This window comes from Thalassoroseus pseudoceratinae, from assembly GCF_011634775.1.
In the GTDB taxonomy this organism is placed as follows: Bacteria; Planctomycetota; Planctomycetia; order Planctomycetales; family Planctomycetaceae; genus Thalassoroseus; species Thalassoroseus pseudoceratinae.
In genome coordinates this window covers 667,794-681,117 of sequence record NZ_JAALXT010000001.1, presented here as the reverse complement: position 1 = coordinate 681,117, position 13,324 = coordinate 667,794, and the positions used below count along the sequence as shown (strand labels likewise).

General features: G+C 52.5%; 7 protein-coding genes. 2 read left to right on the top strand and 5 right to left on the bottom strand.

The features are described 5' to 3' along the window. Positions 1 to 14: 14 nt before the first annotated feature. Genes G6R38_RS02435 through G6R38_RS02420 form a run of 4 tightly spaced genes read right to left on the bottom strand, consistent with a single transcriptional unit; the run spans position 15 to position 8,318 of the window. Positions 15 to 848: a GIY-YIG nuclease family protein gene (locus tag G6R38_RS02435; protein WP_240928041.1), complete on the bottom strand. Its 834-nt coding sequence runs from the start codon at positions 846 to 848 to the stop codon at positions 15 to 17. Between the two features lie 54 nt (positions 849 to 902). Further along, on the bottom strand, positions 903 to 3,620 hold the full coding sequence (locus tag G6R38_RS02430) for a DEAD/DEAH box helicase (protein WP_166820081.1): 2,718 nt from the start codon (positions 3,618 to 3,620) through the stop codon (positions 903 to 905). Then, positions 3,617 to 5,347 (bottom strand): site-specific DNA-methyltransferase, encoded by a 1,731-nt coding sequence (locus G6R38_RS02425; RefSeq protein WP_166820080.1) that lies wholly within the window; start codon positions 5,345 to 5,347, stop codon positions 3,617 to 3,619. The genes G6R38_RS02430 and G6R38_RS02425 overlap by 4 nt, the downstream gene beginning before the upstream one ends. A 22-nt stretch (positions 5,348 to 5,369) precedes the next feature. After that, the gene (locus tag G6R38_RS02420; RefSeq protein ID WP_166820079.1) at positions 5,370 to 8,318 is read right to left on the bottom strand and encodes an SNF2-related protein; all 2,949 of its coding nucleotides are present in this window, start codon (positions 8,316 to 8,318) and stop codon (positions 5,370 to 5,372) included. Between the two features lie 90 nt (positions 8,319 to 8,408). Here G6R38_RS02420 and G6R38_RS02415 point away from each other — a divergent pair, with 90 nt between their 5' ends. Continuing rightward, positions 8,409 to 8,741, top strand: coding sequence for a helix-turn-helix domain-containing protein (locus G6R38_RS02415; RefSeq protein ID WP_166820078.1), 333 nt, complete (start codon positions 8,409 to 8,411; stop codon positions 8,739 to 8,741). Positions 8,742 to 8,748: 7 nt separating this feature from the next. Continuing rightward, positions 8,749 to 12,396 (top strand): AAA domain-containing protein, encoded by a 3,648-nt coding sequence (locus tag G6R38_RS02410; protein WP_166820077.1) that lies wholly within the window; start codon positions 8,749 to 8,751, stop codon positions 12,394 to 12,396. A gap of 45 nt (positions 12,397 to 12,441) precedes the next feature. Here G6R38_RS02410 and G6R38_RS02405 read toward each other — a convergent pair whose 3' ends face one another. Then, a complete protein-coding gene (locus tag G6R38_RS02405; RefSeq protein WP_166820076.1) occupies positions 12,442 to 13,239 on the bottom strand; it encodes a hypothetical protein in 798 nt (265 codons plus the stop codon). Between the last annotated feature and the right edge of the window lie 85 nt (positions 13,240 to 13,324).

Genomic DNA, 13,324 nt, shown 5'->3' with positions numbered 1-13,324 from the left:
GGACCTTCTTCTCGTCAATCTTCTTCGCTTGATTCGGTGGCTTCCCCTTGAAGCTGTTTCAGTGTCTTTCCATCCTTGGTTTTCCATTCAATACGTCCGTTCGCCGTCCGCCCCAAGACAACACCTGCTGCCGTGGATGGAGAACTAAACACCTGATCTTGAGCGAAGACGAAGCAGCCTTCTTGAGCAATGGTGACTCCTTGCTCCAGCAAGTCCTTACGCATCGTTGACATGTAATTGTGAATCGTCGCTGCCTCGTCTTTCACGAGTTGCGACCCACTGCATACCACGAACCCCTTTGCGTCCTCGTATCCGCTGGCCTTGATTCCTTTGGATTCAATTAGCAGCAAATCATTCGGCTGCTTCTTTGTGACTGTCTTCTCGAATACGCCGAGGCCAAGAAGCGGGAAAATGCTAAGCATGTCGAGGAGGAAACTCTCAACGTCGGCAGTTTCGGCCTCCGAGAGTGTTGGCGGAAGCGATGGCTGCTCGCTGTGGAGCTTGCACTGCTTCGCTTCTTTGGCCAACGCCAGAAGACGGGATTCCAGATGTTTGACGTGTGCCTTGTTGAGGCTGGAGTCCTTGGTCACGAAGAACACGACCCAATCCCAAAAGTCTTTCTTGCTGTAATGGGAATCGAGACGTGTTTTGACCGAATCTCCCTCGCCGACGTAGATCGTCGGCAATGCACTGTCCTCAGACATTCCCACGAGAACGTAGACGCCCGTTCGGTCAAACTCAGGTCGATGAGCGACTTCCTTGTAGATACTGCGATTGAAAACGACACCTACTCCAGTCCAGTTTGACTTTTCGACCAACCGCAATCCGTCTGGATCGCCGTCAGGCACGAATATGCGTATCGAAAAAGGTCGTTGCTGGAAGTTGTTCATGGTGGCGTAGCTTTACTCGGTTGCGGGTTGAAACTTCGATTCCCCCACGACCTCGTACTGAGCGGCTAAACCGCCGAGAGTTTGTGATTCATCGACGGCGGTGTGGGGGATAAGGAGGTAACGCCACGGCTTGCTGCTGACGCTACTGGCGTGGGCGCACCACTCGGCAGCGGCACGGGCTTTGGCTTGGACTACTTCGTCCTCTACCTCCGGCTCGGCCTTGGGTTCGCACAGGAAGAACGCCTCGTCTGTTTCCGCCACGAAGTCAGGTTCGTAGTTGGACTCGCCCGTGTAGTGAATCTGGAAAGTGCCTTTGTTGGGCTTCACCCATTTCGACACGGCTTGATCGTTCTCCAAGATGACAGCGAAGCGGCGTTCGGTGTCAGAGTCGAACTTCTGGACGGGGAACAGGCACTTGTCGAATTCACCGAACAGCATGGACCGGATGTTCTTCTTCTCATCCACCGGCTGTCGAAACGGTCGTGGCGTTTCATCTTCGGGAGCGTTGAAAGCGCTTGGTCGAAGCGTCTCGAAGCCCTTGCTGATGTGGACCTCGTAATCCGTGGCTTCCTCGAAGAAATGATCCTGCATCTGGGCGTGGATCAAGCGGACATAGGTTTGGTTGAAGGCAAGCAGGACGTTGCGAATGTCATCCTCGCTGCTCAGGTACGTTTTGAGCTTGTCAATCAACTGGCCGCAGAGTTTGTAGAGCAGTTTGGCATCGTCGTCGTAGCTGATATCGTCGTAATCGATCAGGCCACGGATGAGGTAATCTTCCAATCGCTCCTCGGTAGCCGATGCGAGACTGACTAGCCGGTACTGGTGATTCTCTCTCAATGTTTGAATGAGAATGTCGTTGGCGACCGGCTTCTGATTGATATTTTTGGTGTCGAGGTCGAAGTCTCGGTAGCCGCACTTCCGCTCTCCGGTTGGCACAATCACGATCCGAGGAATATCGATGGACATCTCGACGTAGGTTTCAGTCGCTTTCTTCACGACTTCCGCCACTTCTTCATCCTTCAACTGGTCCTCCATACCTTCGAGTTGTGCCTGGGGAACCTTGATTTCTTCCTTGACTCGTTGGATTAGCTTCTTTTGATTCTCCGGGTCTTTAAGGTCTGATGATCTTGGCAATCTCTCAAACTCATTTTTGATGATGTCCAATGTTGTGGTCGCCACCTTCACTTCACGTTCGTCGGTGAAAAGTGGCTTCTGCTTCGTGTTGTCGGAACCTGTTCCGGTTTGCCCGGTGATTACTTGCACCACCTTGGGAACGACTTCCACAACTTTGGATTTCTTTTCAGGAATGTCTTTCCCTATGACAACGCCGGTCACGAGGATCGAGTCGCCACGATTCGCTTCATCAACAATGTCCTGAAACTTGTCGTGGGCGACGATGGTCAGGCGGTCCACGGCTCCGTTGCCTGTGCGTTGGCCATAAGGCAATCGCAGGCCACGTCCAATGGACTGCTCAACGAGGGTTCGTGAGTCTGCCTTCCTAAGCGGGACGATGGTATAGAGATTCGTTACGTCCCAGCCTTCCTTGAGCATGTTGACGTGGACCACGATCTCAACCGGGTTCTTCGGGTCTTCCACTGTCAATAGTTGCTCAACGACCTCATCCTTTTCTTCGCCTTTGGTCTTAGAGTGGACGGTGATGCACTTTCCTTTGTATGCACCGTCGAAGAAGTCGTCTGACTCAATCGTCTTCACCAGGGCGTTGGCGTGTTCCGTGTCACGGGCCACGACGAGCATGAATGGCTTGACTCGCTTGACGCCATTCTCACGACTGTAGACTTCGAGTTGCACCTTCGTTTCTTCGTGGACTCGAACACCATCCTCTAACTTCAGCTTCTCCAGACCGTCTTCGTCGTAACTTTCGACCTTGAAGTTCTCTCTGGTGGCGACAGCGGGCTGTTTGACGTAGCCATCCGTCAGAGCGGATGCGAGTGGGTAACTGTAAATAGCATTCTTGAACTTCTCAGTCTTGCTTCCCTTCTCGACCTGTGGCGTGGCTGTCAGTTCCAGACCGAGGATCGGCTTGAGTTCGTTGATCGCTTTGACACCGGCGCTGGCACGGTAGCGATGGGATTCATCCATCAACAGAACAAGATCGTCGAGTCCCGCTAGATAATCGAAGTAGCTGTCGCCGATGTATTCGTTCAGTCGCTTGATACGAGGAGACTTTCCACCCCGAACTTCGGAATTGATCTTCGATATATTGAAAATGTTGACATGAATTGGGGCATCGTCGAACAGCAAGCCTTGACCACGGGAATCGACGCCGCCGCTGCGAACTCCGACGCCGCTTTCGTAGTTGTCGCTCGTGATGATCTGCGGCGGGCGTGTCGCAAACTCGTGGATTCCTTGAAAGACATACTTTGGATTGCCCGGCGTGAAGTCGGCGATCAGCTTTTGATAGATGGTCAAGTTGGGAGCTAAGACGAAAAAATGCCTAACTTTCTCGGCTCGATGCAGATAAGCGATGAACGCTCCCATCAAACGGGTCTTTCCGACACCTGTCGCCAGGGCGAAGCACAGGGAAGGGAAATCCCGCTCGAAATCCTCAACCGTCGAGAATTCGGATTTGATAGTTTCAAGTTGCTGAGAAAGGTCGGCATCCTTATCCAGGTCGATGATCTCGCAGACACGGGCAAGTATCTCCAGCGAGTCCCGTTGCGGCGTTCTAAGGCTCAGACGATTTGCGATGGCGTTGACATGCTGGTTCATTCTGCATCCTCCATCGCAAAGAGTGCTTTCTGTTGATCCATAGCCTTCCGAGCTTTGCGAGTATTCTTGGGTAGAGCATCTAGCACTTCATCGAACTCGTCTGGCTCTGGTTCCGGCGCATCGGGTAATGCTTTGATCTCAAGGCTGTAATCGTCCTTGCCCCATTCGCATTTGGACATGACCGCTCGTGGAATCTTTTTCAAAGTCAGATTCGGAAAGTCTTCGAGTTTCCGAACACGAAAGGCACCGCAGCACACGAGTAGACTTCGCTTAGCACCTACTTCGTCGCTGAGTTTCTGAAGTTGCTCACGAGTCAATGTTTGCGTTGTGATGTAGATGAAGTCGTTTTCCGTCGAGTGCCCATGCTGCCAGTAGAACTCATTACTTGGTGAGTACACGAATCCTTCGAGCTTGCACATAGCTTCCGTAAGCATCTCAGGATTGTATTTCTTGTTAATGATCCAGTTGCCAAATTCATCTTCTTCGAGAAGCGAAGGAGCGAGCTTGTAGTACCTAAATCCACCGCCGCCCTTCCAGCCAACCATCTTGTTGACCGCAGTGCTTTCATTGTTTTCGATTGCCATTTGCATTCGAGGAAGGATGTGCGAGTGGCAATGCTCTCCAAGTTCAACCATGATCCAGCGGCGGTTCATCTTGTGGGCCACGGCGCCTGTTGTGCCGGACCCCGCAAAAGAGTCCAGCACCCAATCTCCCTCGTTGCTGGCGATTGAAATGACTCGATGAAGTAGGCGTTCCGGCTTCGGCGTCGCAAATACGTCGTCGGAATTAAATTGCTTGACTTCTCTTTTTGCTTCTTGGTTGTCACCAACTTCGTCTCGAAGCCAAATCGTCTTGGCAACAATTCCACTTTGCACTTCGCTGAGAAATCGTTTTATACGTGGAACATTTTTGCCGTCTTTGCCGAACCAAATACGATTGTCGGCTACAAGTTCTTTATATCTGGATTCAGTCGTTCCCCAGCAGCGTCCTTTTGGAGGATCAACCTTTCTTCCAGACGGAGTGACAATCGTAAAGATATTGTTGCTTTCACCAGTCTTCGCATACTGCGCTCCTCGCTGTCCGCCCATAAGACTGATTGTGAAGTTGTCTGATTGCCACGGCCCCCTAGGATCATCGTCAGGATTCAAATAGCGAGCATCAGACTCGGCAGTTCTTTCGAGCATATTCCAAGCCCACTGCATTTTGTCCTTGGCGTAAACCAGGATGTGGTCGTGGCTATCGGAAAGCCCGACAGCATTCGCCTGAGGGGCAAATTTCTTCTGCCAAATTGCATTGGCAACAAAATTCCGCCGACCGAATACCTCATCGCAAAGCAACTTGAGGTAGTGCGATTCGTTGTCATCGATGGTTATCCAAATGCTGCCCTCCGGCGCAAGCAATCGATGAAGCAAGTCAATTCTTTGTTGCATCAATGAAAGCCAAAGTGAATGCTCTACGCCATCATCATAGTGGCTAAACGCAGAACCAGTGTTGTAAGGCGGGTCGATAAAGACACACTTGATTTCCCCTGTGAACTCCTGCTCAAGGGCTTTTAACGCTAGAAGGTTGTCACCAAAGATCAGTCGGTTGTCGAAGATGTCGTCATCTGAGACACGTTGCGCAGCGTGATACGACTTCTGCGAGTCTTCCAAGAGAATGCGTGGTTCCAACCGTGGCCGGTTCTCTTTTCCGATCCATGTCAGTTCAAGTTTCTGTTTCCGTGCCATTTATTCGTGTATTCCGTTCTCGTCAGTTGTTGGTTAGCGTCCAGCGAATGCAGAACAGCGGCGAAATGTTCTTCTTTTGACCAAGCTGGACTTCAATCCGCTCGATCAGTTCATCCCGCCGAGTGTCGATCTCATCTTGAGCATCATACAGACGTTTGCGTTTCTCTTTGCGATCCTTCTCCAACGTCTTGATTTGCTTTTGAGCTTCGAGCTTCTCGCTCAGTGAACCAGCCAACGCTGCTACCTTGCGAGCTTCTCGAATCTCTTTGTCGAGTTCCTTGATCTCTCGTTCCAGTCCGTGCTTCAAGTCATCCGACCAGTGATCCAACTTCAGCACTTCTTCGTCAAAATGCCGCATGTTACGCTGCTCAACCTCCTGGACACGTTTGGTCATTTCAGCATCTCGAATGTTCGAGAAGTCAGGGGGTGTTCCATTCACGCCATTGCCGACTGCTGCTGGGATCGTGAGCAGCTTGCTGCATATTTCAGCGTCCAGTTCACCACCATCATCGGTCACGCCAGAAAGCAGTAGAAATTCTTCCGTGTCGAGTGACGTGATCGTCAGCTTGGAGAGTTCGAGCCAGCCCGATGTACCAATCAAAGGTTCCAAGACGCTCACGACCGAGCCGTAGGCCCCGTAGTTGAAGGTCAGCGTGGCATTATCCAGCTTTCGACCCTGGGCACGGTCGATGAGACTGGTCGCCAGTGGGTGTCCCTGGCGATAGAAGGTGTCGCCGTTGTCGTTCGCTTTGCGCCAGTCAAAATGGTAGTAGCCGGGACTAGCAGCATTCCCCGTGTACCTGAAGCGTGGCTCAGTAGAATCAAAGACGGCCTCGCCATTCAACTCGCTACGAGTGAGGTTGAGAAGCCAGCGTTCTCGTTCAGATAGGCTCTCCAGAGTTCTGTCTCGATGCACCTTCAAGCGGGCAGCGACTTCTTCATCGAAGTTCTCCAGCAACACCTGTCGGGTGTCTTCCATCCGTGTCTGAATTTCGTCGTCCAAGTCGGACTGGATCGAGTCAAATGCAGCAGCGATCTGTTCCGGCTCTCTGCAATTCTGGTAAACGGCTGCGATACGGCGCTCGATGTCAACGCCAGACTCCAATGCACCCAAGACCTGATCGCTGGCCCCGAATACGCCGTCGAACAACTTGAACTTCTCGCTGAGCAGTTCAAAGACACGCTCATCTGCTTGATTCCGTCTGTTCAGGAAGTTGACGACGACGACATCATGTTTCTGGCCGTATCGATGGCAACGCCCGATCCGCTGTTCAATCCGCTGCGGGTTCCACGGCAGATCAAAGTTCACAACCAGCGAGCAGAATTGCAGATTGACACCTTCTGCGGCTGCTTCCGTCGCAATCAAGATCGAAGCACGGTCCTTGAACTCCTCGACAATCGCAGCTTTGATGTCCACCGACTTGGAGCCACTGACGCATTCCTGCCCTGCATGACGCTTCAGCCACGCCTCGTAGATTCGCTTCGACAACGGATCGGCGTTCGAGCCATTCATCAAGACCAGTTGACCTTCGTATCCACGTTCAGTCAGTAGGTCGAACAGATAGCTTTGCGTGCGCCGTGACTCTGTAAAGATGACCGCTTTACGCTGAGCCCCAAGTTCGGTGGCCCTCGCAAAGGCAGTCTCCAAAGCAGGAATCAGCGCCTCCCCCTTCGCATTGATGGTGATTTGACTAGCCAGCTTGGAGAAACCCAAAAGCTCTTGTAATTCTTCTTCGAGTAACTTGGGGTCTATGTACTCGTCGGTTTGCTTGACAGAGGCCTGTTGTGCTGGTGCAGGCGGAGTAGGTTGATCATTGGCAATGACGACTGGTTCGTCGGAATCCCATTCGTCGGCTAACTCTCCGAGGGTTTCAAACTCGGATTCATCGATCAACAACGAGTCAGAATCGTCATCGAGTTCCGATTCCGGCTCTGACGAAGGCTCCGGCTGCTCAGCAGGCAGGTTGGCTTGCATGTCACGCAAGCGGCTGACAAGACTTTGCAACGTGCCAGAAATAGCGAAGGTTGACGAAGCAAGGAGCTTTCGCAGGACCAAAGTGATCAGGTGGCGTTGACTCGCTGGAAGCGAAACGAGTGAGTCACGTTGGAGGAACGTAGAAACGCTTTCATACAGGCGATGCTCATCGTCGGATGGCGTGAAGTCCTGCGTGATTGGAATTCGCTTCGTGTACGAGACGTACTCCGTGACTTGCTTTCTCAGCGTGCGAATGCAAACGGGGTTTAGTCGATTGCGTAGCTGATGATTGCGTTCGGCTTCGCTTCCGGCTCGAACGAATTGATCACGGAATGAGGCAGCGTCACCGAAAACGTGTTCGTCGATGACACTCACCAAGCCGTAGAGTTCCATCAAAGAGTTTTGTAGCGGAGTCGCCGTCAGTAGCAGCGTGTGAGCCGGGCCGATGGACTCGGCAATCCGTCTGGCCATCCTGTTCTGTGGCTTGTAGACGTTCCTCAGTCGATGGGCTTCGTCGATCACCACCAAGTCCCACGGAACACCTTTGACACTGGTTTCTTTCGCAGAGACGAAGTGGTACGAGCAGATGACGATTTTGTCATCCTGCATTAGCGGGTTGCTATTTCCTGCCTTCTGCATGCGCCGAAACAAAGGGCCGTCGAGAACGACAGACGGCAGGTAGAACTTTTCTTCAAGCTCCTGCTGCCATTGCTTACGCAATGTTGCAGGCACAATCAGCAAGATTCGCCGTTTCCGTTCGGCCCAACGCTGGGCCAGCACTATTCCCGCTTCGATGGTCTTCCCCAAGCCAACTTCGTCGGCCAGGATCGCACCTTTCGATAACGGTGAACGGAGCGCAAAGAGAGCCGCATCGACCTGATGGGGATTCAGGTCAACTCGTGCGTTCGAGATCGAACGTGTCAGGTTGTCGATGCTGCCACCTGCCCCTTTGAGCGTGAGCAGGTGGGCCCAGAACTGACAATGGTAGGGCGTCATCTCTCGTTGCTGTGGCTAGATTGTTGACTAAAAAGTGCTAGTAGCATACGCTTTTTGATGGCAACCCGCAATCACTCAGGTAGCGACGAGATGAAATTCGGACTCCGTGTTCGGGAACTTCGTGCCCAGGAAGGCTTAACCCAGCAGGAACTCGCAGACCGCATGGGGGTGAGCGTCAGCTACATCTCCAAGGTCGAGAATCAGAAGTTGCAGTTTGGCGAGTATCCCTCGGAGAAGTTCATTCACAAACTGGCAGAAGAACTGCAAGCAGACGAGGACGAGCTTCTGCTGCTTGCTGACAAAGTGCCGGTTGAAATTCGGAAACGGATTCAACAACGCCCGGAAGCGTTTCGTGCGTTTGCTGATCTGGACGATGAAGCGATGGACCGCATGTTGAAGGCAATCACTCGAACTAAGCGGTAGGGGCACCGTGAACGACATCACGAACACTGAGGATGACGACGACCAGTTCACGCAGGCCCGCTTTCGTGCTGATCTGAGTTTGCCCTCAGCGGATCGTGGATTGCTGTCTGCCGCTGCCACCGCAATCAAGAAAGAGTATCGAGACTCGGCGAAATGGAAGCGTCTCAAATGCCGCAACGTGACAGCGGTCGCCGAGAGCGAAACGGGAACCGTTTTCGAGTTGCAGATTGGCCATGCCGTCGAGTTCGACTGGACCTGGGAAGGTGCGGTCGCCTTCCGGCCACTCTTGCTGCGAGAGTTTGAAGACGCTGAGGACTCCTTTTTCGAGAACGGTTCCATCGATCCAGATATCGATGATTCAATCGTGTGGTCAGGGGAAGTGCTTGAGGTTGATGAAGCGACCGGGCGCATCTTCGTGGTCGTCACGAATCCTGAGCATCCTCCTCGTCGTGGTTCATTCTATGTTCGTCCCTTCGAGTTTTTGGCCTTTCTCAATTCGATCTACAACGAAGATGCATTCACCGATGTGAGAGAGCGTCTACCCGAACGGTTGGCGGCTGCTAAAGGCAGTATCCATCCAGATGTTGAGCATGCCTCGGATGCCGGGCTCGAACATCTCAGGCAGTGGTGGGGCAAATCGTGGAGCGTGCTTTGGGGGCCTCCTGGCACGGGCAAGACCTACACGACCGGGCAACAGGTCGCCAAGGTATTGGCTGACGATCCAAGTGAACGAATCCTTGTCGTTTCAACGACGAATCGTGCGACCGATGCGGCTGCGGTTTCAATTGGGCGAGCGGCAAGAGAAAAAGGAGTTGGCCTCAAAGTTGGACGCCTGCTGCGGATTGGCAAAGGTGCCTCTCTCAAGAAGTTTGAGGAAGAAGAACTGACCGCAATGCTGCGGGGCACGGAAACAGAGTATCTGGCTCAGATTGAAGCGTTGGCAGCGGAAGTCGCTCGAACAGAAGCCCCAGAGACGAAAGCGCTGCTGCGAAAGCAGATGAAGGAACTTCGTGAGGCAATGAAAGATGCCGCTCAACGGAACTTCCTCGATGAAAACGTCCGAACTGTGGTCAGCACGTCGTTCAAAGCGACGACCTTTCTCTGCTGCGATGAAGTCAAGGAAGACATTGAGGCTGGCCGGGCTCCCTTTACAACTATCTTCATCGATGAAGCAGGGCTAATGTCACGAGTGGCAATTGCGGCCTTGTCCCTGCTGGCGGCTCGGCGTGTTGTCCTTGTTGGCGACTCCAAGCAATTGGCTCCAATCAGTCGTATCAGCCGGATACTTGAGCCATCACAAGGAAACTGGCTTGCCAAGAGCGGCGTTAGCCATCTCGACCGCATTGGCGATCAGGTCGATGGCGTCCACGTACTCAGCGAGCAACGACGCATGCACTCTCAAGTGTGCGATGTTGTATCCGCCTTCCAGTACGATGGCTTCCTTACAACTGCGCCGGAAGTTGACGAACGAGAATACGGCCTACCGACAATCCTCGATGGCCAGCCTCGTGCTGTCTGGTACGTTCTGGATGAGGATAGCGATGATGTTCCTTCCATCCGAGCGGAGCGTGGCCCCGGCAATCGTAGCTGGGTCCGAACAGCGACAGTGAAAGTCCTGAAGAAACTGTTTGCTGACAAGACGTTGCGTTCAGCCCACGGCCTTTTCATTTCCCCTTTCAAGGCTCAAGCGAAATCCATCCACTCTTTCTTCGCCACGAACGAGATGCATTCGTGGATGGCTTCTACTGTCCATAGCCAGCAAGGTTCTGAAGCGGACGTGGTGATCTTCGATTCCGTCAATGCGGGAAGCTATGGTTGGCCGTATGACGAATGGAAACGGCTCGTAAACGTCGCTCTCAGCCGCTCTCGTGAGGCGATCATCGTTTTGTCTAGCCGGGCGGAAATGGAAGAACCGTACTTCCGCCCATTGATCCGGCATCTTTCACCGAAGGTGTTGCGACGAAGTGGCTCAAAGCTGTCGTGGGAAACTGTTCCTGCTCGAACAGAATTCACATTGCCTGCTGCGATCCGTGAAGCCAAGGAGAATTACAGCGATGACACCAGCCTGCTGGTTGGTAACCAACTGGCGACACGCAAAGCCTTGCGTCCTGTCCTTTCCAATGAGCAGGAGCGTTTGTGTGGTTATGAACTCGATGGAAAGCCACGTCTTGTTCGTGGAGTTGCTGGAAGCGGCAAGACCGTAGTTTTGGCGCACTGGCTAATGCAAACCGTCCGCAGGCTTGAAACGCAGCAGAATGTGCGCATTTGGGCGGTCTTCGCCAATAGGTCATTGCAGTCGTTGATCGGAGACTCAATTGAATCGGCCTGGGCCAATGCAACGGATGGGAAACCGTTTCCGTGGAGTCGAGTGGAACTGCACCATATCAAAGAGATTCTTGAAGTGATGCTGCCGGAAGTTGGCCTCAGTGCGAGGGCATTCAACTTTGAGTACGACAAAGCGGCAGAAGCATACCTTGAACGAACCTCCATCGAAGACGTTACTCCTCGATGTGATGCACTTTTCATCGACGAGGCTCAGGATATGGGGCCGAACACATTGCAATTGTTGGCGGCGATAGTCAAGCAGAGCGACGACCACGACGAGAACAGCCGATCAATCAACATCTTCTACGACAACGCCCAAAACATTTATGGCCGCAGCACTCCCAAGTGGTCCGAATTTGGTTTAGACATGCGTGGTCGGTCGTCCGTGATGAAAGAGAGCTTTCGCAGCACGAAGCCGATCACCGAATTCGCCCTCAATGTCCTGTACCGACTGCAACCGCCTGAATCCAATCCAGATCACAAAGAGCTAGTGACCAGAGGGCTTGTCGAAAAAACCGAGCGAAACGGTGACGATTGGTGGAAGGTTCGATTCAATCAAGTCGATGGCCCGATGCCACAGTTCAAGCAGTACCAAAACCTGGACCAGGAGTTTCAGGCAATCGCCGACCACTGCCGTGAACTGATCCAGGGCCAGGGCGTGCAACCATCCGACATTTGTTTGATTTACAACGGGAAGAACATCAAGTATCGATTGGAAACCCACGTCGCTCCAGCGTTAGCTGATTTGGGAGTCGAGTTGTCCGTCCAGACCAATAAGCCTTTCGAGCGAAGTCATAACATCCTTCTTGCTACAACGTCTCATTCGTTCAAAGGATACGATGCGGAGGTTGTCATCATTCCTGCCGCCGATCAGTACACGGCTAGAGATAAAGGCGTTCTGGCGAACAATCTTTATGTCGCCATGACACGGGCTCGCTCTATCCTCACTTTGTTCGCTCAGAGGATGAGATCGGCAGAAGCGGAAACACTTTACGAAGTCATCGAGGACTGCCTTGGAAACCTGGAAGAACGCCCTGAAATTGAATCCGAGGCCAGCCTTCAAGACGATCTGGTGGCCATTCTGGATTGCTTGGGTCAAGAGCATCGCAAGTGGCTTGTTGGTTTATGGAATCAACACGGGATTTCCCAAGAACCATTGACGACCAAGACCGGCGAGATTGTTGCCGAGCCTTTGTTCAACTTTCGTGTCGGCAAGACGCACTACGCATGCTTCGGAACGACACCGCCACGGCAGAGGGTCATGAGGAGGCTTGAGGACTATGGAGTCCACTTGATCGAGCCTGGACAGGAAATTGACGGGGCGGTGTGACCAGGATTTCAGCAGGGCCATCTAGATTCTGAGGTAGTAACCTGTCTACTGCTTTGGCACATTCGTTTGAGGCGTGTGGACAGCATCCTGCAACTGCTTCAGTTCTTTGCTGATAGCATCAACAGACGATTGGTGATTAGATTTGAGTGCGTCTATCTCGGTTGCGAGCGCCGCAGTCCGTTCTTCAATCTTCTCCAGCCTGTCAATCGCCGTTCTTATCAAATCCTGATTTGACTGAATCGCTCGATTGATACCGTCAGTCCCAACGCTAACCTCGATGTTTTGTTTCGGCGGTCCTTCCTCCTTTGATTCACCACCAATTTCAGTCCCAACGACGAATACGATCAATCCCATGCCTAGAACGAACAGAACCAACGGAACAATCAGAAGCTCGGAAAGCCATTTGACAACATGAGTGCGAAATGCCGCTCGGTACTTTGCATTGAGGAATAGCACCTTCCTGTAGTTGAAATGATCATCTCCCAGCCATTCGTCGTCTCGAACACTTCTTGGCTGAAGCATGTATAGAGCAACAATAATCACGGCAACGAAAGGCGAGAGAGCGAGAGCAAGCATCCACCCGGATACTGACGCCATCAACTTGGCATAGACGGCAATAAGTCCTGCCGATGCTAGGGAGTAGCGAATTAGCGTATGGAGTGTGCCGTTAACTCGTTCTTCCTGAGCATCAGCGTTCTCGGAACGCTGTTTTTCGCTTTCTGCAAGGTCCTCAAAAAACTCCTCCGTACCAGAGTCCTTGAACTCCTTTACCTTCTTGGCGAACTCAGTGAATTCGTCGTATGCCGGGACTCCATTTGTGAATTTAGGGAGCCTGATGTTCATTCGATTACTCCAGTGATCGACTTTGTTGTTCCGAAATCCCGGCTCCAAATGTTGCGGTTGCGTGAAGGGAAATCACTTTCTTCAC